This is a genomic window from Actinoplanes italicus (assembly GCF_003001815.1).
Taxonomy (GTDB): Bacteria; Actinomycetota; Actinomycetes; order Mycobacteriales; family Micromonosporaceae; genus Actinoplanes; species Actinoplanes italicus.
On sequence record NZ_PVMZ01000012.1, the window covers coordinates 170,383 to 189,300 of the forward strand.

The following is an 18,918-nucleotide window of genomic DNA, read 5'->3' on the forward strand; positions in this document are numbered from 1 at the left end:
GAAGGACCCCGGAGTGACTCAGGATCCCACGGGCTTTGCCGGGCGCTGCGTCGGGAACTCCTACCGCCTGATCCGCCCGATCGGCCAGGGCGCGACCGGGACCGTGTGGCGCGGCGAGGACGCCGCCAGTGGTGAGCCCGTCGCGGTCAAGCTCCTGCACGACAGCCTGCTGCGGCAGCCTCGGCTGGTGACCCGGTTCGTCCAGGAGCGGACCATCCTGCTGATGCTGCGGCACCCCAACGTGGTCCGGGTCCGTGATCTCTTCAGCGTCGGCGAGACCCTCGGCCTGGTCATGGACCTCGTCGACGGCGGCAACCTGCGCGATCATCTGCACCGCAGCCGTACGGTCGCACCCGGCGAGGCAGCCCGCCTCGCCGCGCAGATAGCCGCCGCTCTGGCCGAGGCGCACGAGCTCGGCATCATCCACCGCGACCTGAAACCCGACAACGTCCTGCTCGACTCCGACGGTCAGACCCGGCTCACCGACTTCGGCATCGCCCGCATCCTCACGTTGCCGAGCATGACCACGCCGAACGCGGTCGTCGGCACCCCGCACTACATGGCGCCGGAGGCCTTCCACGGGACCACACCGAGCGCGGCCACCGACGTCTACGCGCTCGGGGTTCTGCTCTACGAGCTGGTGTGCGGGCGTCCGCCGTACCGCTCGGACAGCATCCCCGAACTCATGCGCCTGCACGCGGAAGGTGACCCGGACCGCCCCGGCGGCGTCCCCGACCAGCTCTGGCGTGTCGTCAAGCAGTGCCTGTCCACCAAGCCGCCGCAGCGTCCCACCGCCGCCGACCTGGTCACCGATCTCACCGCGCTGGCCACCAACCTCGCCTCGATGCCGGCGCTGCCACCCCCGGCCTCTTCGCCGCCGGACGCCGACTCCGAACCGCTGCGCTCCTCGGCGCCGCCGAAACCCGAGCGTGTCCCCTCGATCCCGCCGCCCCGCCGCCGACGTCCCCGCAACGACGCCCCGGCCGGTCGCTGGTCCCGGCTCGGCGGTATCGCCGCGCTCACCGTGGGCGCCATGATCGCCTCCGGCATCGCCACCACCGCCTGGCATCTGGGCCGCGCGGGCAGCGACCCCGGCGACTTCTCGACGATCGTGGTGGCTCCGAGCGTCCCGCGGCTCACCACGGCGGCCTCGGCTCCGGGCGGCGCTTCGCGCCAGCCGTCGAACCAGCAGCTCCGGCAACGCAAGCCGGTCCGGAATGTCGCGCTCCCCGCGCCAAAGCCCAAACCCGCGGGCGTACGGACGACGCGAGCCGCCTCTCACCGGACCCCCGCCCGGTCGCCCCTGCCGGAGGCGAAGCCCCGCGGCCCGTGGCAGTGTTCCCAGCGGCTCGTCTTCGACCTGCCCAGTCGTACCGCGCTGGGACCGAAGCCGTGCCACTCGATCGGCCGTGACGTCCGCTTCCAGGGGTACCTGACCGCCGCCGCGGGTGGCAGCGCCCGCGTCGAGGTGACCCTGCAGGACGCCGCCACCGGTCGCACGGTGGCCGGCCCCAAGCGCTGCGATCTGACGTTCTCGAAGCAGACCTACACCCGTGCGTGCGGTCCGTCCGATGCCGTCCCGCGTCGCGGCCGTAGCTACACGGTGGTGATGTCCTACCGCTACGTCCGCGACGGCCGCACGACCACCAGCACCACGAAGGGCTCAGCCTTCACCTGGTGAACACAGCCCTCACCGCCTGCGAAGGGACTCGGCGAGCTGCCGTACGAACTCGGGGTCGTCCTCGGGGCCGATCGGGCCCGCCGCGAGCGGGGAAGCCGGGCGGCCCGGTGCGATGCGCCCGGCGCGGAACCATGCGAACGCCCCGAAGACCGGGCAGAGCAGGATGAGCACGACCCATGCCCCGCGCGGGAACGACTGCAGCCGGGACCGCTCGGTGCGCAAGCAGTCGATCACGGCCACCACGCTGAGCGCGACGACGATCAGGAAGAGCAGCGTGTTCAGTCGGGCCATGGTGAGGAATCCTGGCGTCCGTGGGCGGCGGTACCGGTCCGCCCACGGTGCCGGTCGGTTGCTTCAGGACGCGGAGCCGCTCAGCGCCGGCAGATAGCCGCTGGCGTACCCGCTGTTGTTGGGGTGATAGGAGTTCTGCGGCGGGATGATGGTCAGCCCGTTGATCCACGGCCGGGACGAGCAGACCCCGTGGCCGGTGAACTCGTCGCGCACGTCGGAGAAGACGAATCCGGCCGCCTCGGCACGCTGCTTGATCATCTCGTCGAGGACGCGGGCGCCGTCGTTGAGGGATCGCCGTTTGGCCGTGCTCATCTCACAGATCGGCGACGAGGTGTCGAAGATCAGCGGGTACCCGAGGACCACGACCCGGGCGTCCGGCGCCTTCGCCCGGATGGCGGCGTAGGTGGCGTCCAGTTTGCCGGGGAGCGTGTTCGCCACGTACGTCTTGCCCTGATCGACCTTGGCGGCGCATGCCGAGTCGCTCGAGGTGAGGCAGGTCAGGACAGTCGGCGCGAAGCCGGCGTCGTTGCCGCCGATGGTGATGCTCACCAGGTCGGCGCCGGCGCGCATGGCCGGCACCTGGCTGTTGCGGACGTCGTCGGTGACGGCGCCGCCGCACGCCAGGAACTGGAAGGAGGCGGGACTGTTGGCCGCGGCCCATCGGGGTCCGTAGCTGTTGTTGCTGCGCAGGCACGTGCCGGACTGGCCGGGTGCGCCGACGCCGGAGGAGTACGAGTCGCCGAGGGCGACGTAGTCGATGGTGCTCGCCGCCTGGGCGGGTGCGGCGAGGGCGAGGCTCAGGACGGACGAGGTGACGAGAACGCTGACGATTCTCATCGATGGCCTCCGATGCTCCACGTGGGGATCCGGGGACCGAAGCGCTTCGGTTACCGCACAGTAAGCCGGACATCCGGGAAAAGGAATCCGGTGAAATTCCTGTTACGAAGTAGTAACATGCATCGATGTGACCAGGGGTTATCGCACAAGGTCATATTTCGTGTGCGCTGGGTGCGCCAGGGCTCTCCAGGCGTGTCAAGCGGATCTTCAGCGTGCGTCCAGACGCGCGAGCTAGCGTCGGATCATGCAGGAGAGCCGGGCACGCCGACTGGTGGACAGACTGCGGGCACGTGACGTGTTCGCCCATCTGAAACTGCCGAGCGCGGGCCGCTCCGGCTACGCCGTCCGCATCGTGCTGCCCGACGGCCGCGAGGCGCTCTGGGGTGATGACGGCAGTGCCGCGCTCAAGGCCCAGGTCATGCGCGACGGCGTTCTGGTCGGCTTCGTCGACTCCATCCCGGGCTCCGAGGACTTCACCGAGGACCAGGCCGTCGAGGCCATCGCCGCGGCCGACTACGACCGGCCCGTCGGCCGCTCGACGCCGCCGGCTGTGCGCCGCCACGTCCCACCACCTCCGCCGCCGAGCATCACGCAGCGCTTTCGCGGCCGCCGGGGCTGACCCGGCCACGCGCCGCCGTCGACACTTCCGGTGGTGACTCGCGGCTCATGAGTGGGCGCAGGTAACCACGTTGCGGCCGGCAGCGGTTCGCGTGGTGATGTGTGGCTCGCGGGTGGGCGCAGGTGGCCACGTTGCGGGGTGGGGCACGTCGTGTGGTGACGTGCGGCTTGCGGGTGGGCGCGGGTCACCGCGTTGCGGCCGGCAGCTGTTCGCGTGGTGACTTGTGGCTCGCGGGTGGGCGCAGGTCACCACGTTGCGGCCGGCAGCGGTTCGCGTGGTGACTTGCGGCTCGCGGGTGGGCGCAGGTGGCCACGTTGCGGGGTGGGGCACGTCGTGTGGTGACGTGCGGCTCGCGGGTGGGCGCAGGTCACCACGCAAGGCGGGATGGTGGGCGGCTGCGGAGCGCGTACCCCAAAGGTCAGGCCGAATCCCGCAGGATCAGGGGCGTGGGCAGAAGCTGGCCCCCCGCATCGGGATGCTCGCCGCGCAGCTGGCGCAGGACGAGCTGAGCCGCGCACGAGCCGATCTCCTTGGCCGGCTGGTGGACCGTCGTGAGCTGCGGCTGGCAGCGGACCGCCCACGTGCTGTCGTCGAAACCGACCACGCCGACGTTGCCGGGGACGCTGCGGCCCGCCTCGCGGAGGGCCTCGAGGGCGCCGGCCGCGATGGCGTCCGACGCGGCGAAGACGCCGTCGATGGACGGGTCGCGTTCGAGCAGGTCACGCATGCCCTTGACGCCGGAGCCGTAGTCGTAGTGCGGAACGTCGGCGACCAGGTCGGAGTCGAACAGCGGGCCCAGGGCGGCGCGGAAGCCGGCCAGCCGGTCGATGCCGGAGTCGCGGTCGAGGGCGGCGGCGATCATGCCGATGCGGCGGCGGCCGCTCGTGACCAGGTGTTCGGTGATCGCCCGGGCCGAACCGACGTTGTCTATCCCGACGAAGGGGATGTGCTGGTCGAGGTCGGGTGGGTGGCCGACGAACGCGGCGGGCAGGGCCAGATCGCGGATCACCTTGATGATCGGGTCGTGGGCGCGGGCCGAGACGACGATGGCGCCGTCGACGAAACCGCCGCTCAGGTAGCGGGAGACGCGCTCGGTGTCGCGGGCCGACTCGACGACGAGGCTGACCATCTGGTGGTCGGCGAGTGACAGGGCGGCGTTGGCGCCCAGCATGATCGAGCCGATGTTCGGGTCGTCGAGGAAGAGCGAGTGCGGCTCGAGGGCGACGAACGCGACCGCCTGTGACCTGCGCATCTTCAGGGCTCGTGCCGCGTTGTTCGGTACGTAGCCAAGATCGCTCATCGCCGCCTCGATGGCGGCTCGTGCCTCGGCGGAGACGTACCCGCCGTTCAGGACGCGGCTCACGGTGCCCCGGGACACGCCGGCCGCGGCCGCGATGTCGTGCACCGTGGCGCGTTTCTGGGGCTGAGGCCGGGACATGCGCTCAACAGTAACCGCCGGGCTCTTGACCTCTTCGCAGGCCAGTCCTACTGTGTGCACGTTCACACATCCGTAACCGCCGTTTAGGCTCACGGAAATGTGTGCACGTGCACACATTCCTTGACCAGGAGTTCTATGAAAAGCGTGCGCATGCCGGTTCCGGGCGTCAGCCTGGGCTGCGACTACAACCCCGAACAGTGGTCGCCGGACGTCTGGCGCGAGGACGCCGCCCTGATGCGGCGGGCCGGGGTCGACCTGGTCGCCGTCAACATCTTCGGCTGGTCCAACCTCGAGCCGAGCCCGGGCGAGTACCGGTTCGACGACCTCGACGAGGTCATCGAGCTGATGCACGCGCACGGCATCCGGATCAACCTGGGTACCGGCACCTCGTCGCCGCCACCGTGGCTGACCACCCTCTACCCGGAGGTGCTGCCGGTCGCCGACGACGGCACGACCCGCTTCCCGGGCGGCCGGCAGGCCTGGTGCCCGAGTTCGCCGGTCTTCCGGGACCGCGCGCTCGACCTGGTCGGACGGGTAGCCCGGCGGTACGGCAACCACCCGGCCGTCGCTCTCTGGCACGTCTCCAACGAGCTGGGCTGCCACAACGCGCTCTGCTACTGCGAGACCAGCGCCGCGGCGTTCCGGAGCTGGCTGCAGGGCCGCTACCGCAAGATCGAGACGCTGAACGAAGCGTGGGGCACCTCCTTCTGGAGTCAGCGCTACGGCGACTGGAGCGAGATCCAGGTTCCGCGGCTCGCGCTGTCCCTGCGCAACCCGGCCCAGCTGGTCGACTTCCAGCGGTTCAGCTCCGACGAGCTGCTCGGCTACTACCGGGCCGAGGCGGCGCTGCTGCGCAAGCACTCGGAGATCCCGGTGACCACGAACTTCATGGTCACCGCGCACATCCGCAACCTCGACTACTGGTCGTGGGCGCCGGAGATGGACATCGTCGCCAACGACCACTACCTGGACCACCGCCTCGGCGACCCGGTGGCCGAGCTGTCCTTCGCCGCCGACCTGACCCGCGGTCTGGCCGGCGGGCGGCCCTGGATGCTGATGGAGCAGTCGGCCGGCGCGGTCAACTGGCAGCCGCACAACCTCACCAAGGCGCCGGGCGAGATGATCCGCAACTCGCTGACCCACGTGGCCCGCGGCGCCGACTCGATCTGCTTCTTTCAGTGGCGGGCCTCGGCCCAGGGTGCGGAGAAGTTCCACTCGGCGCTCCTGCCGCATGCCGGCACCGACACGGTCGCCTGGCGTGAGGTGCTCAAACTGTCCGAGACCCTGGACCGGATCGGCGAGGTGGCCGGCACCGAGGTCGAGGCCGACGTCGCCCTGCTGTTCAGCTGGGAGTCGTGGTGGTCGGCCGAGGGGGAGGCCCGCCCATCGCAGGCGGTCACCTATCTCGACCAGGTGCACTCGGCGCACGCGGCGCTCCGGGAGCTCGGTGTGACCACCGACGTGGTCCCTCCGGACGCCGACCTGAGCCGCTACAAGCTCGTCGTGGTGCCGGGTCTCTACATGATCAGTGACACCGACGCGCAGGGGATCGCCGACTACGTGGCCGCTGGTGGCCGTCTGGTGGTCACCTACTTCAGCGGCATCGTCGACGAGCGGGACCGGATCCGGCTCGGCGGCTATCCGGGCGCGTTCCGGGATGTGCTCGGGGTGCTGTCCGAGGAGTTCGCGCCGTTGAAGCCCGGCGACGCCGTCACCCTGAGCAGTGATCAAAAAGCGACGCTGTGGACGGAGCGGCTGCGCACCACGACGGCATCAGTCGTAGCGACGTTCGAGGACGGCCCGATGGCCGGTATTCCGGCGATCACCCGCAACGAACACGGCGAAGGCATCGCCTGGTACATCGCCACTAAAACCGACATGTCGGGAATCTTGGCCGAGGCGGCGGGTCTGGAAAACACAAAATCTGACAAAGAGGTCGTACGCCGACGTGGCACCGACCGCAGCTATCTCTTCGTCATCAACCACGGCACGACACCCGTCGACCACCCGGCGCGGGGAGAGGACCTCGTCTCCGGAAAGAGGGTCGACGGCGTGCTGACAGTCGAGGCCGGCGGCGTAGCGGTCGTCCGGGAGGAGGTGTCATGAAGGGCAAGTGGAAGGCCGTAACCTTCTTCATCCTCCCGTTCGCCCTGCTGTTCGCCGCGTTCTACCTGGCCCCGATCGGGTACGCGATCAAGCAGTCCCTCTACAAGGTCGAGCGCCAGGGCACGTTCGGCAAGGCCACCGAGGTGTTCGGCGGTCTGGCCCAGTACGAACGGGTCTTCTCCGACGGCCCGTTCTGGGAGTCGATCGGCCGGGTGCTGCTGTTCGGGATCGTGCAGGTGCCGGTGATGCTGGGCCTGGCCCTGATCTTCGCCCTGCTGCTCGACTCGGGCCTGGTCAAGGGGCGGCGCTTCTTCCGGCTGGCGTTCTTCGTGCCGTACGCCGTGCCCGGTGTCGTCGCCGCGATCATGTGGGGCTTCCTCTACTCCCCGAACCTGTCCCCGTTCACCGCGGTCACCAGCAACGTCGACCTGCTGTCGGCCGACTTCGTGCTCTGGTCCATGGCGAACGTCGTGACCTGGGTCTACGTCGGCTACAACATGCTGATCATCTACTCCTCGCTGCTGGCCATCCCGCAGGAGGTGTACGAGGCCGCCAAGATCGACGGCGCGGGCGCGTTGCGTACCGCCTGGTCCATCAAGATCCCTCTGGTCATGCCCGCGATCGTGCTGACCACGGTGTTCTCGATCATCGGCACGTTGCAGCTGCTCGCCGAGCCGGCCGTGTTCCGTACCTTCAGCTCCGCGGTGACCAGCACGTACACGCCGAACCTGACCGTGTACTCCACCTCGTCGATCCCGAACTTCAACCTGGCCGCGGCGTTCTCGGTGGTCCTGGCCCTGGCGACGTGCGTCCTTTCCTTCGCCTTCCTGAAGGTCACCCAGCGGGGAGGCGACAAGTGAAGAACGTCAACCGCCTGGCCCCCATGCTCGTCATGGGCGCCGCGACGCTCTACTTCCTGGTCCCGATCTGGTGGCTGCTGGTCGCGGCCTCCAAGAGCCGTGACCAGTTCACCTCCACCACCCCGCTCTGGTTCGCCGACTTCTCGCTCGCCGACAACCTGAAGGAGCTGTTCGCCTACGGCGACGGCGTGTTCCTGCGCTGGATGCTGAACAGCGTCGTCTACACCGGCGGTGCCGCCCTGCTCGGCACCCTGCTGGCCGCCATGTGCGGATACGCCCTGGCCAAGTACCGTTTCCCGGGCCGCGAGGCGATCTTCAACATCGTCCTGAGCGGGGTCCTTGTGCCGGCCACGGCACTCGCCCTGCCGTTGTTTCTGATCTTCAGCCAGTTCGAGGCGACGAACACCTTCTGGTCGGTCTTCCTGCCCAGCCTGGTGAACCCGTTCGGCGTCTACCTGGCCCGGATCTACGCCAGCGCGAGCGTCCCGGACGAGCTTCTCGAAGCCGCCCGCCTCGACGGCTCGGGCGAGGTCCGCACGTTCTTCACGATCTCCACCAAGCTGATGTTCCCGGCCCTGGTGACGATCTTCCTGTTCCACTTCGTGGCCGTCTGGAACAACTTCCTGCTCCCGCTGATCATGCTCGGCGAGGAGAAGCTGTTCCCGGTCACGCTCGGTCTCTACTCCTGGAACACCCAGGTGAACCAGATTCCTGAGCTGCGGATGCTCGTGCTCACCGGCGCTCTCGTCTCGATCGTCCCGCTGGTGATCGCCTTCCTGCTTCTGCAGCGCTTCTGGCGCAACGGCCTCGGCTCCGGCGCCATCAAGTAATCCCTCCCTCCCAGAAGAAAAGGATCATCATGCGAGCAGCACTCGGCCTCGTCTTGGTTTCCGCCCTCGCGCTCGGCGCCTGTTCCTCGGGCGGCGACACCTCCGCCGAAGGCGGCGACACCAAGGCAAGCTGCGCTCCTTCGGAAGGCAACGTCACCCTGACCTACACCACCTGGATCCCCGGGATCGAGAACGTGGTGAAGGTCTGGAACGAGAAGAACCCGAACATCCAGGTCAAGGTGCAGACCGGCCCGAACGGCAACGGCGGCACCTACGCCAACTTCTTCAACCAGCTCAAGGCCGGCAACGCCCCCGACCTGGGCCACATCGAGTACGACGCGCTGCCCAGCTTCCGCGTCCAGGACGGCCTCACCAACCTGGCCGACTGCGCCGAGGTGACCGCCGCCAAGGACCAGTTCGTCGACTGGACCTGGGGTCAGGTCACGTTCGGTGAGCAGAACTCCGTCTACGGCATCCCGCAGGACGCCGGCCCCATGGCGCTGTTCTACCGCAAGGACCTGTTCGAGAAGAACAACATCCCGGTCCCGGCCACCTGGGACGAGTACGCCGCGGCCGCCGAGAAGGTGAAGGCCGCCGGTGGTTACATCACCAACTTCTCGCAGAGCGACATCAACCAGTTCGCCGGTCTGGCCTGGCAGGCGGGCGGCCGCTGGTTCGCCAACGACGGCAGCAAGTGGACCGTGAACCTGCAGGACGAGAACACCACCAAGGTCGCCAACTACTGGCAGGGCCTGATCGACAAGAAGCTCGTCTCGGCCGTTCCGCCGTGGACCACCGAGTGGGACAACGCCTACAACACCGGCCAGGCGTGGACCTGGACCTCCGCGGTGTGGGGCGCCAACTCGATCATGTCGGGCGCGCCGGCCACCAAGGGCAAGTGGGCGGTCGCCCCGATGCCGCAGTGGACCGCCGGTGGCACCGTCGCCGGTAACTGGGGCGGCTCGTCGACCGCCGTGTTCAAGGGCTCGAAGCACCCGTACGAGGCCGCGAAGTTCGCCCTGTGGCTGAACACTTCCGAGGAGGCGCTGACCCTGCTCAACAAGGAGGCGCAGCTCTACCCGGCGACCAAGGCCGGAGCGTCGCTCCCGGCGTTGTCCGAGGGAGTCGAGTTCTACGGCGGCCAGAAGATCTACGATGTCTTCGCGACCGCTTCCACCCAGGTCGCCGCCGACTTCGTCTGGGGACCGACGATGACCAGCACGTACGCCACCGCCTCGGACGGCTTCAAGGGCGCCGTCTCCGGTAACGGCACCCTGCTCGACGCGCTCAAGACCACCCAGACCAAGACCATCGAGAACCTGAAGTCCCAGTCCATCCCGGTCGCCGAGTGACCGTGTTCCACCTGCGCGCCGCGGGCACCAGCCTTGTGCTGGACGCCCGCGGCGCTGCCGCGTTCATCGTCCACTGGGGTCCCGACCTCGGCGATTGCGACATCGCCGCCGATCTCTTCATCCCGGCTGTGCCGCCGAGCTCGATCGACGTACCGCTGCGGTTGTCGCTGTTGCCCTCGGTTCTGGAGGGATGGACCGGACGACCGGCCATGGACGGTGCCGGATTCCGGCTGACCGAGGCAAAACTTCAAGATCAAACTATTTTTGTACGGTCTACGAGCATCGATGGTCTGCAGGAGGTCTTCACGGAGCTGGGGATGTCCGTGCAGGGCGTCCTGCGACTGAGGCACCGCCTGGTGAACCGTGGCGACGCCGAGCTGATCATTCCCGGACTCGACGCCCTGCTCCCGATCCCGGCCGAGGCGTCCGAACTGCTCGACTTCACCGGACTGTGGTCACACGAGCGGCAGCCGCAGCGGGCCCCACTGCGCCACGGCGTCTGGAGCCGCGAGAGCCGGCACGGCCGCCCCGGCCACGACGACGCCTTCCTGATGATCGCCGGTGAGCCCGGGTTCGGCTTCCGCCGGGGCCGGGTGTGGGCCACCCACCTGGCCTGGAGCGGCGACAAGCGGATCTGGGCCGAACGCAGCGCCCTCGGCTGCAACGTCCTCGGTGCCGGTGAACTCCTGGCACCCGGCGAGATCCGCCTCGCGCCCGGAGAGTCGTACGAGACACCCTGGTTGATCGCCGCCTTCTCCGACGCGGGTCTCGACGGCCTGTCGGACCGGCTGCACCCGTGGATCCGATCGGCGGCTTCGTTGCGGCTGCCGCGCCCGGTCGTCCTGAACACCTGGGAGGCCGTCTACTTCAACCACGACCTCCCGACGCTGCAACGCCTGGCCGACGCGGCCGCCGAGGCCGGTGTCGAACGTTTCGTTCTCGATGACGGCTGGTTCACCGGCCGCCGCGACGACAAGCGGGCCCTGGGCGACTGGTATGTCGACCCGGCCGTCTGGCCGGACGGCCTGCACCCGCTGATCTCCCACGTGCACGAGCGCGGCATGGAGTTCGGCCTGTGGGTCGAACCCGAGATGATCAGCCCCGACTCGGCCCTGGCCGCCGCCCATCCCGACTGGATTCTCGGCGCCCGCCCGGTCCCCGGCGTCGCCGCCGCTGCCGACGTGGAGCCGACCTGGCGCTGGCAGCGGGTCCTCGACCTCACCAAGGCCTACGACTACCTGCTGGAGCGCCTGACCGCGCTGCTCACCGAGTATCCGATCGCATTCCTCAAGTGGGACCACAACCGCGACCTGCTCACTCCGGGTGCCGCGCACCGGCAGACCCGGGCCCTCTACCGGCTGCTCGCCACGCTGAAGGAGTCGTTCCCGCACGTCGAGATCGAGAGCTGCGCCTCCGGCGGCGCCCGCATCGACCTGGGCATCCTGCCGCTGGTCGACCGGTTCTGGACCTCCGACACCAACGACCCGCTGGACCGCCAGTCGATCCAGCGCTGGACCGGCATCCTGATCCCACCGGAATACCTCGGCGGCCACCTGGGCGCCGGCACGGCCCACGTCACCGGCCGCACGTCCGCGCTCGGGTTCCGCCTGGCCACGGCCCTGTTCGGCAGCGCCGGAATCGAATGGAACCTGACCACGGCATCACCGGCCGAGCGTGCCGGCATCGCCGCGTGGATCGCCGAGCACAAGCGCCTGCGCCCACTGCTGCACTCCGGCCGGGTGGTCCGCGCCGACACCCCGGATCCGGCCCAGCTGCTGCACGGTGTCATCGCCCAGGACCGCTCGCACGCGGTGTTCGCCCTGGTCACGGTCGGCACCCCGGCCGCCGCTCTGCCCCCGCCGATTCGTTTCCCCGGGCTCGACCCCGACCGCCACTACACGGTCCGCCCGATCGGCACCCCACCCCGCTACATGCAGGACGCCCCGCCCCCGTGGACGACCGCCGGTTCGGTAACGCTCCCCGGCCGCTTCCTCACCGAGGCCGGCCTGCCGTCCCCGCTCCTGACCCCCGAACAGGCCCTCCTGCTGGAACTGTCCTGAATCCCTGGCGGTGTCATACCGCCGAGACAGCGGTATGACACAGCCAGGATCAAGCGCCGCCGAAGCGTTCGGTGCGGATGCGCTTCGGGTCGTGGCCGAGGGCCACCAGGATGTCGGCGACCACTTCGACGAACGTGTTCGGGCCGCAGACGAAACAGTCCGGCTGGAAGTCGGGCGGCCAGCCGTGGGTGTTCACCACCGCCACGTCCAGACGCTTCACCGGGTGCGGCCACCCGTCCGGAGCGCTGCGCGTGTAGACGAAGTGCACGTCGAGCCCCGGGTCGGACACGGCACGGCGGCGAAGTTCGTCGGCGTAGAGGGCGTCCGCGGGTGTCCGTACCGAATAGATCAACCGGAACGGCTGACGACCCGCCGCCTGACCGCGAGCCCGGATCATCGCCATCAGCGGCACTATCCCGGAGCCGCCCGCCACCAGCACCACGGGAGCCGTCGACGCGGAACGCCACACGAACCAGCCACCGATCGGCCCGCGGACCTCGATCTGGTCGCCGGCCTCCACGACGTCGGTGAGGTACGGCGAGACCTCACCGTCGGAGAGACGCTGCACCGAGATCTCGACCGGGCCCGGCCCGGCCGACGCGATGGAGTAGCTGCGCTGAGCCTGATAGCCGTCCTCGGCGGTGAGCCGGACGTCGAGATGCTGACCTGGAAGGTGACCCACCCACCCGGGGACGTCCAGCACGAGGGTGCGGGCCGAGCCCGTCTCCTGCCGCACGGCGAGGACCGTGGCCACCTGCCAGTTCAGTCGCCGTGATACCGCTGCTCGCGCCACGGGTCTCCGTACATGTGGTAGCCGGCGTCCTCCCAGAACCCCGGTTCGTCCTCGTGCATCATCCGCAGCCCGTCGACCCACTTCGCCGACTTCCAGAAGTACAGGTGCGGGATCAGCAGCCGGGCCGGGCCGCCGTGCTCGGGATGCAGGGGCTCGCCGTCGTACTCGTAGGCGATCCACGCTTTGCCGTCGAGCAGGTCCTCCAGCGGCACGTTCGTCGTGTAGCCGCCGTAGCTGTGCGCCATCACGAAGTCGCCGGCGGTCTCCACGTCCTCGAAGAGCGTGTCGAGCGAGACGCCCTTCCAGGAGGTGCCGAGCTTCGACCACTTGGTGACGCAGTGGATGTCGACCGTGACCTCTTCGGCCGGCAGGGCGGTGAACTCCGCCCAGTCCCACGTGTGCTTCTCACCGACCTCGGTGACGATGGTGAACTTCCACCGGTCCAGCGGGATCCGCGGGGTCGGACCGGCGGAGAGGACCGGGAAGTCGTGGGCCAGGTACTGACCGGGTGGCAGGTCGGGCGACGGCTCTCGCCGCCGCCCGCCGAAACCCCGGGAGATGATGCTCATGAGATAGGAGTAAACCTCACGGCCGCCGGAAAAGCTGTCAGAGCTTGACCGTGCCGCTGGTCACGCCCTGAACCGTCTTGGTGCCGGCCACGACCACCCGGTAACTGCCCGCCGCCAGGCCGGTAATCTTGGTGCTGGCCTTGACCGGGAGGGTCTTGACGGTCTTCCAGCCGCTGCCGGCCTTCCGCTGGAGCGTCATCTTCTGCCCCGCGGCGCCGGCGGCCTTCACCGTGATCGTGCCCTTGGCCGACTTCTTGGCCGAGACCTGCGCCCGTACGGTGTAGCCGACGGTCTCGGACGCGGACTCGACGGTCTCGGTCTCGGAGACGGTCAGCCGGACCTCGAAGGCGCCCTTCGCGACGTGCTCGACGACGTAGACGCCGTCCTCGTCGCTCTCGACGTCCTCGCAGTCCCACTTGGCGCCGCCGACCGAGACGCAGGCCTCGGCGGGCAGCTCCGCGAGACCCTCGCCGTCGGCCATGACCTGGAACTCGGTGCTGGTCTCGCTGCCGTAGCCGACGAGTCCGCCCTCACCGGCGAAGAGCTCCGGCGTGATCCGCTCGCCGTCACCGTCACCGCCGTCACCACCACCGCCGGCGGCCTCGATCGCGGCCGCGGCGTCGATCCGCCCGTACCCGAAGTCCTCATCGAAGCCGTCATCACCGAGGTCGACGGCCGAGCTCTCGAGAGCCTTCTGGATGCCGTCCGGCGTGATGTCCGGCTGGACGCCCTTGATCAGCGCGGCCACCGCCGCGACGTGCGGCGCGGCCATCGACGTGCCGTTGAGCTCGGCGAACCCGCTGCCGTCCTCGGACAGCGCGAGTGGGTAGGTGCTGAGAATGCCGCTGCCGGGTGCGGCCACGTCCACGTACTCACCACGGTTGGAGTACTCGGCGATCTCGTCCTGGTCATCGGTGGCGGCGACCGCGATGACACCGTCGTACGCGGCCGGGTAACTGGTCGGGCTGCCTTCCTCGCGCTCGTTGCCGGCCGCCGCGACGACCGTGACACCGTTCTTCAGCGCGTAGGCGACGGCGGACTTCTCGGCCTGCGTGGGGGTGTCCGAGCCGAGCGACATGTTGATGATCTGGGCGCCGTTGTCGGTGGCCCACACGATGCCCTCGGCGGTGTCCGACACGTACCCGCTGCCGTCGGCGTCGAGCACCTTGATCGGCAGGACCTTCGCGTCGGGGGCGAAACCTGCCACGCCCACGCCGTTGCCGGTGAGCGCGGCCACGGTGCCGGCCACATGGGTGCCGTGCCCGTTGTCGTCGAAGTCACCGCCTCCGCCGTTCTCGATGGCGTTGTAGCCCTTGAGGATCTGGCCGTCCAGGTCGGGGTGGTCACCCTCCACACCGGTGTCGATGACGGCGACCACCACGTCGGCGCCGGTGCTGGTCTCCCAGGCGGCCGGTGTGTTGATCTTGTCGAGGTCCCACTGCAGGTCGCGGTACTCGTCGTCAGCGGAGACGCCGAGCGCCCGAACCGGGACGTCGACCTCGACGGCGAGGGTGTTCTTCTTGGCGCGGGCGGCCTGCGCGATCCGGCTGGCCTGCGCGTTGCCGGTGGCCTCCTGCACCGAGAAGACCGGGCGGCCGCTCGCGTCCAGGGTGGTCGTCACGATCCGGACCGGGGCGGTCGCGGAGACGGTGGCCGGCAGCGCCAGGTTGTACGACACCGGGCTGAACGCCTGGCTCCCCGCGGGCAGCGCGAACGCGCCCAGAGCAGCGGCGGTGATCGCCGCGATCCCACCGACGAGGAAGTTCCGCCGCACCGGCATCCGCATGTGGTCCCGCCCTTCGTAGTGGACCGCCGTCCGTGGCGGCCCTGTTGCGATAAAGGTGGGGCCGCTGAAGTGCGAACCGGGCTCGGGGCGGGTGCAAGCCGGGTGCGGCGAGTAGGGTCGGGATTATGCCGTTGACGGGTGAGTACGCTCCCAGCACTTCGGACTGGGCGCGCAAGCAGGCGGAGAAGTATGAGGCCACCGGCGGTGCCGAGGCCAACGACATCATGGGCAAGCCGATCATCGTGCTGACGAGTGTCGGTGCGAAGACCGGTCTGTTGCGCAAGACCGCGTTGATGCGGGTCGAGCACGAGGGTGAGTACGCGGTCGTCGGTTCGCTCGGCGGCGCACCGAAGCACCCGGTGTGGGTGCACAACCTGCGCAAGAACCCACGCGTCGAGCTCCAGGACGGTCCGCTCAAGCAGGACTACGTCGCCCGGGAGCTCGAGGGCGAGGAGCGGGAGGTGTGGTGGGAGCGGTCCGCGGCCGCCTTCCCGCAGTACATCGAGTACACGAAGAAGACCGACCGCGTCATCCCGGTCTTCCTCCTGAGCCCGGCCTAGCGGAGCTTCTTGTCCGAGGATTGAGGGCCGTACGACTCCAGCAGCACCGGCGCGTCCAGGTGTGTGGAGATCGCCTCGGCCCAGTCGTCCGGCCGGTACATCCGTTCGGGCCGGGTCTCCCGCAGCCTCGCTCCCAGGTGCTCCTGGTAGCCGAGATCCTGCGGCGGACCCGGTTCGATCCGGTCCCAGCCGCCCTCGTACGAGGTGCAGATCCGCAGGTCCGGGCAGCGTTCGGGGACGTCCAGGTGGGTGATCGCCAGGGCGTCGACGCCGCCGGCCACCTCCACGGCGTAACGGTGGGCCACCGCGTCGAAGTGGCCGGTCCGGAAAGCGCCCTGCCAGGGGTCCCGGCCGTTGTGCGCCTCGGGCAGGTCCAGCGCCGGGTCCTCGGTGACGAACGGCCCCGCCCCGTGCCGGGTGGTGTAGGTCCGGACGACACCGAGCCGCTGCAGGGAGGGACAGAGCGCGAGCGCGTTGTCGAACGTCGTCGTCGACCACGTCGTGTGCGGGTGCCAGCCGCGCCACTCGTCGAGCAGGACGCCCTGCGCGCCCTCGAAGACGCAGGGTCCTTTCGCCAGCAGGGAGTCCGTGTAGGAGTCGCCCACGATCCGGACCGTCTCGCCGAACGCCGTGAACGCGTCCACCACGTCCTGGACCGGAACACCGCAGTCGCCGAGCGCGTCCCTCACCGCCGCGAGCCGTTGCCGCAGCCGCGACGGTGAGAGCACGTCCCTCACTCGGGGAGCATCGGGGTGCGTCTCCGCGTACGACATCGTCTCTCCGACGCCCATGCCGCACGAACCGTGCCGTTCCGCACCACGTCCCGTCTCTCGCCGCCGGTTCGCGGCGCGATGCCACGGAGTGGCGAGCAGTGCGTCGCCATCCACCGTGAGCAGGTGAAACGGGTTACCCAAGGCCTTCGCCTCGCCCGCCAGGGCCAGCGGGTCGACCACCATGAACCGGGTCAGGTGTGTCGGGACGCCCCGCAGCGTGCCCGACCCGAACTGCGCGAACGTGTGGTGCCGCCCGTCCTCGGTGATCACGTTGTGTGCCGCCTGCGCCCCCCCGTTGAAGCGCAGCACCGCGTCGACCTGCCCGGACGCGCAGAGGAAGTCGACCACGGTGCCCTTGCCCGCGTCGCCGTAACCGAGGTCGACGACCCCCACGTGCCCGTTCACAGCCGCTGGTTCCCGCTCGGTCCGCCCGCGATCTCCAGAGCCGACCGCACCACTGAGGGCCGCTGCAGCGGGGCCAGCGCCCGGCCGACCGACCCGCCGGCCCGCGAGCCCACGTCGGTCAGGTCCGCGATGCCCTCCTCCAGGTCGATCGCGTCCTCGCCGAGGCCGACCGTCAGCGCGATCGTCTCGCAGACCGCGTCCAGATCGTCGAGCTCCAGGACGTTCTGACCGAGCAGCTTGCGCCAGCGGGACAGCACCTCCTTGTCGCCGCTGTGGTGCGCCGCCGTCGGCAGGATGTAGTAGACCTCGTACTTGCGCTTGAGCTCGGCAAGGATCGCCTCGGTGCTGATCGGCTCGCTCAGGTCGTCACCGATCACGGCCTTGACCTCGCGCGGCTTCACCCGCGGGTAGGGCATCTCGTCACCGATGATGAACAGGTAACCGCGCCGGCCCCGGTTCACCATCGAGTCGAGGATCGTGTGCCGGGCCATGAAGTACAGCGCCAGCTCGTACGACTCGTGCTTCTGCCCTCCGCCGCCGCCCTCCAGGACGATCTTGGCGAGGTCGTCGTCCATCCGGTTGTCCGACTCGAACTGCCCGATCTGCAGCGGCGCCCGGTCACAGGTGGCGTCGCCGATCGCCCCGAACATGATCTGCGGGTCGACCGCGTAGTTCTTCCGGGTCAGCAGGCCCAGCAGTTGCGGCAGCTTGGTCTGCAGCACCCGCGGCACGTTCCCCATCGACCCGGTCACGTCGAACAGCACCGCGATCGGCGTGGTGAACGGGTGCTCGTCGCTGTCCCGGCTCTCCCGCATGAACACGCCGTCCGGGTCCAGATCCGGGTGAACCGTACGGGCGCCGGAGTCGCTGTACGCGAAGGCGCTCTTCCCGCTCGCCGCGCGGTAGTTGGCGGCCGCCGAGTAGACGTCGGTGGACCAGTGTCCGCTTCCCATTTTGTCCTCCTAAGGAACGAACGGCCGGAATTTGCGGGGGCCGTAAAGCTGGTGGATGAGGTCGTCGAACTCGCCGAGCAGAACCCAGGCGTCCTGCGGCCGCATCCGCGGCGCGTCATACGTGCAACCCGCGGCGAACCGCCGCAGCGAGGCGGGGATACGCGACCCGATCAGCCGCGTCATCAGCACCGTTGCCATGTAGATGTCAGTGGCGGGTCCGGCAGTGTGATCGTGGAGCACCTCCGGCGGATAGCAGGCGAGCCTCGCCTTCACTATCGCCTCCGGTCGATGCCCTGAATAGCACCAATCGACGAGAACCAGGCCGTGCTGCTCCGGATGGATCAATACGTGCTCGGGCAGGATCGCCCCGTGGATCACTCCGGCCCGGTGCGCCCAGCCGATCGCGGTCAGCAGCCGCCGCCACATCCAGGCCGCGTCCCGCGGGTCTATCTCGCGGTCGATCTCGGCCAGGCTGATCATGCCGCGCTGGTGTTCCACGACGTTGACCCGGCGCCGGCGTCGCTGGTCGTCCTCGTGGACGAAGGACTCGATGAGGCGGGGCACATAGGGGCGGAACTTCGGGTCGCCGTTCGCCCACAGCTTCCGCAGCGCGTTCGCCTCGGTCTCCATGAGGTCGCTGTCGCCGGGGCTCCGCGGCACCTTGATCACCGCGTCACCGTCGACGTACAGCTCGGCGATGTCGCCTTTCTTGAAGACCTTTCCCATGCGGTACGCCCTGCGGCGCCCCTGGATCACCGGGTCGGTCTTCTCCGCGGCTCGGGCTTTGTACAGTGCCGAGAGCTTCGCGAAGGCGTCCGTCGCGGCCCCGTGCTGCGAAGGGCTCACGGCGTCGGGGTGGACCAGCTTCGCCCATCTGCGGTACGAGGAGCCTCCGGCCGCCCCGCCGCCGGTCAGGTCCGCGAAACTCCGCGCCGCGCGGATCCGGGCCACCGCCTGCTCGAACGTCATCACTCCGGCCGTACCGCCGGGGGATCTGTGGTTTTC

The 18,918-nt window shown here is 69.3% G+C and carries 17 protein-coding genes; 8 read left to right on the top strand and 9 right to left on the bottom strand.

What is annotated here, in order from left to right:
- Positions 1-13: 13 nt before the first annotated feature.
- Entirely contained in the window at positions 14-1,681 is a 1,668-nt protein-coding gene (locus CLV67_RS27780) for a serine/threonine protein kinase (protein ID WP_106323471.1), read from the top strand.
- Positions 1,682-1,690: 9 nt separating this feature from the next.
- Here the strand turns inward: CLV67_RS27780 and CLV67_RS27785 are convergent, their stop codons facing one another.
- Positions 1,691-1,972: a PLD nuclease N-terminal domain-containing protein gene (locus CLV67_RS27785; RefSeq protein WP_106323473.1), complete on the bottom strand. Its 282-nt coding sequence runs from the start codon at positions 1,970-1,972 to the stop codon at positions 1,691-1,693.
- Positions 1,973-2,035: 63 nt separating this feature from the next.
- On the bottom strand, positions 2,036-2,809 hold the full coding sequence (locus CLV67_RS27790; RefSeq protein ID WP_106323475.1) for an SGNH/GDSL hydrolase family protein: 774 nt from the start codon (positions 2,807-2,809) through the stop codon (positions 2,036-2,038).
- A 244-nt stretch (positions 2,810-3,053) separates the two neighbouring features.
- Here CLV67_RS27790 and CLV67_RS27795 point away from each other — a divergent pair, with 244 nt between their 5' ends.
- Positions 3,054-3,428 (top strand): hypothetical protein, encoded by a 375-nt coding sequence (locus tag CLV67_RS27795; RefSeq protein WP_106323477.1) that lies wholly within the window; start codon positions 3,054-3,056, stop codon positions 3,426-3,428.
- Between the two features lie 418 nt (positions 3,429-3,846).
- On the opposite strand, the gene CLV67_RS27800 is transcribed toward CLV67_RS27795, so the two are convergent.
- Positions 3,847-4,866 (bottom strand): LacI family DNA-binding transcriptional regulator, encoded by a 1,020-nt coding sequence (locus CLV67_RS27800; protein WP_106323479.1) that lies wholly within the window; start codon positions 4,864-4,866, stop codon positions 3,847-3,849.
- 135 nt (positions 4,867-5,001) lie between these two features.
- Here CLV67_RS27800 and CLV67_RS27805 point away from each other — a divergent pair, with 135 nt between their 5' ends.
- Genes CLV67_RS27805 through CLV67_RS27825 form a run of 5 tightly spaced genes read left to right on the top strand, consistent with a single transcriptional unit; the run spans position 5,002 to position 12,074 of the window.
- Positions 5,002-6,972, top strand: coding sequence for a beta-galactosidase (locus tag CLV67_RS27805; protein WP_170154023.1), 1,971 nt, complete (start codon positions 5,002-5,004; stop codon positions 6,970-6,972).
- The gene (locus CLV67_RS27810; protein WP_106323484.1) at positions 6,969-7,832 is read left to right on the top strand and encodes a carbohydrate ABC transporter permease; all 864 of its coding nucleotides are present in this window, start codon (positions 6,969-6,971) and stop codon (positions 7,830-7,832) included. The genes CLV67_RS27805 and CLV67_RS27810 overlap by 4 nt, the downstream gene beginning before the upstream one ends.
- On the top strand, positions 7,829-8,662 hold the full coding sequence (locus CLV67_RS27815) for a carbohydrate ABC transporter permease (RefSeq protein WP_307833884.1): 834 nt from the start codon (positions 7,829-7,831) through the stop codon (positions 8,660-8,662). Before CLV67_RS27810 ends, CLV67_RS27815 begins: the two co-directional genes overlap by 4 nt.
- Positions 8,663-8,691: 29 nt before the next feature.
- Positions 8,692-10,014, top strand: coding sequence for an ABC transporter substrate-binding protein (locus CLV67_RS27820; protein ID WP_106323486.1), 1,323 nt, complete (start codon positions 8,692-8,694; stop codon positions 10,012-10,014).
- Positions 10,011-12,074, top strand: coding sequence for an alpha-galactosidase (locus CLV67_RS27825; protein ID WP_106323488.1), 2,064 nt, complete (start codon positions 10,011-10,013; stop codon positions 12,072-12,074). The genes CLV67_RS27820 and CLV67_RS27825 overlap by 4 nt, the downstream gene beginning before the upstream one ends.
- 49 nt (positions 12,075-12,123) lie before the next feature.
- On the opposite strand, the gene CLV67_RS27830 is transcribed toward CLV67_RS27825, so the two are convergent.
- Genes CLV67_RS27830 through CLV67_RS27840 form a run of 3 tightly spaced genes read right to left on the bottom strand, consistent with a single transcriptional unit; the run spans position 12,124 to position 15,222 of the window.
- Positions 12,124-12,867 (bottom strand): ferredoxin reductase, encoded by a 744-nt coding sequence (locus tag CLV67_RS27830; protein WP_106323490.1) that lies wholly within the window; start codon positions 12,865-12,867, stop codon positions 12,124-12,126.
- Positions 12,837-13,436, bottom strand: a complete 600-nt coding sequence (locus tag CLV67_RS27835; protein ID WP_106323492.1) for a sulfite oxidase-like oxidoreductase — start codon at positions 13,434-13,436, stop codon at positions 12,837-12,839. Before CLV67_RS27835 ends, CLV67_RS27830 begins: the two co-directional genes overlap by 31 nt.
- 37 nt (positions 13,437-13,473) lie before the next feature.
- Positions 13,474-15,222 carry a S8 family serine peptidase gene (locus tag CLV67_RS27840; RefSeq protein ID WP_106323494.1) on the bottom strand — a complete coding sequence of 583 codons (1,749 nt, stop codon included), beginning with the start codon at positions 15,220-15,222 and terminating at the stop codon, positions 13,474-13,476.
- A gap of 125 nt (positions 15,223-15,347) precedes the next feature.
- Between CLV67_RS27840 and CLV67_RS27845 the strand changes: the two genes are divergently transcribed.
- Positions 15,348-15,782, top strand: coding sequence for a nitroreductase family deazaflavin-dependent oxidoreductase (locus CLV67_RS27845; RefSeq protein WP_106323496.1), 435 nt, complete (start codon positions 15,348-15,350; stop codon positions 15,780-15,782).
- On the opposite strand, the gene CLV67_RS27850 is transcribed toward CLV67_RS27845, so the two are convergent.
- The 3 genes from CLV67_RS27850 to CLV67_RS27860 are packed head-to-tail and all read right to left on the bottom strand — an operon-like array spanning position 15,779 to position 18,882.
- Positions 15,779-16,960 (bottom strand): adenylosuccinate synthetase, encoded by a 1,182-nt coding sequence (locus CLV67_RS27850; RefSeq protein WP_106323498.1) that lies wholly within the window; start codon positions 16,958-16,960, stop codon positions 15,779-15,781. The genes CLV67_RS27845 and CLV67_RS27850 overlap by 4 nt on opposite strands.
- Entirely contained in the window at positions 16,957-17,913 is a 957-nt protein-coding gene (locus tag CLV67_RS27855; RefSeq protein ID WP_106323500.1) for a hypothetical protein, read from the bottom strand. The genes CLV67_RS27850 and CLV67_RS27855 overlap by 4 nt, the downstream gene beginning before the upstream one ends.
- Before the next feature lie 9 nt (positions 17,914-17,922).
- Positions 17,923-18,882, bottom strand: a complete 960-nt coding sequence (locus tag CLV67_RS27860) for a molecular chaperone DnaJ (protein WP_106323715.1) — start codon at positions 18,880-18,882, stop codon at positions 17,923-17,925.
- Positions 18,883-18,918 lie beyond the last annotated feature (36 nt).

Excerpts from the sequence above, each read along its gene's own strand:
- CLV67_RS27795 (WP_106323477.1), top strand. The coding sequence starts at position 3,054 with ATGCAGGAGAGCCGGGCACGCCGACTGGTGGACAGACTGCGGGCACGT.
- CLV67_RS27835 (WP_106323492.1), bottom strand. The coding sequence starts at position 13,436 with ATGAGCATCATCTCCCGGGGTTTCGGCGGGCGGCGGCGAGAGCCGTCG.
- CLV67_RS27840 (WP_106323494.1), bottom strand. The coding sequence starts at position 15,222 with ATGCGGATGCCGGTGCGGCGGAACTTCCTCGTCGGTGGGATCGCGGCG.
- CLV67_RS27845 (WP_106323496.1), top strand. The coding sequence starts at position 15,348 with ATGCCGTTGACGGGTGAGTACGCTCCCAGCACTTCGGACTGGGCGCGC.
- CLV67_RS27820 (WP_106323486.1), top strand. The coding sequence starts at position 8,692 with ATGCGAGCAGCACTCGGCCTCGTCTTGGTTTCCGCCCTCGCGCTCGGC.
- CLV67_RS27810 (WP_106323484.1), top strand. The coding sequence starts at position 6,969 with ATGAAGGGCAAGTGGAAGGCCGTAACCTTCTTCATCCTCCCGTTCGCC.
- CLV67_RS27790 (WP_106323475.1), bottom strand. The coding sequence starts at position 2,809 with ATGAGAATCGTCAGCGTTCTCGTCACCTCGTCCGTCCTGAGCCTCGCC.
- CLV67_RS27805 (WP_170154023.1), top strand. The coding sequence starts at position 5,002 with ATGAAAAGCGTGCGCATGCCGGTTCCGGGCGTCAGCCTGGGCTGCGAC.
- CLV67_RS27860 (WP_106323715.1), bottom strand. The coding sequence starts at position 18,882 with ATGACGTTCGAGCAGGCGGTGGCCCGGATCCGCGCGGCGCGGAGTTTC.
- CLV67_RS27785 (WP_106323473.1), bottom strand. The coding sequence starts at position 1,972 with ATGGCCCGACTGAACACGCTGCTCTTCCTGATCGTCGTCGCGCTCAGC.
- CLV67_RS27855 (WP_106323500.1), bottom strand. The coding sequence starts at position 17,913 with ATGGGAAGCGGACACTGGTCCACCGACGTCTACTCGGCGGCCGCCAAC.
- CLV67_RS27800 (WP_106323479.1), bottom strand. The coding sequence starts at position 4,866 with ATGTCCCGGCCTCAGCCCCAGAAACGCGCCACGGTGCACGACATCGCG.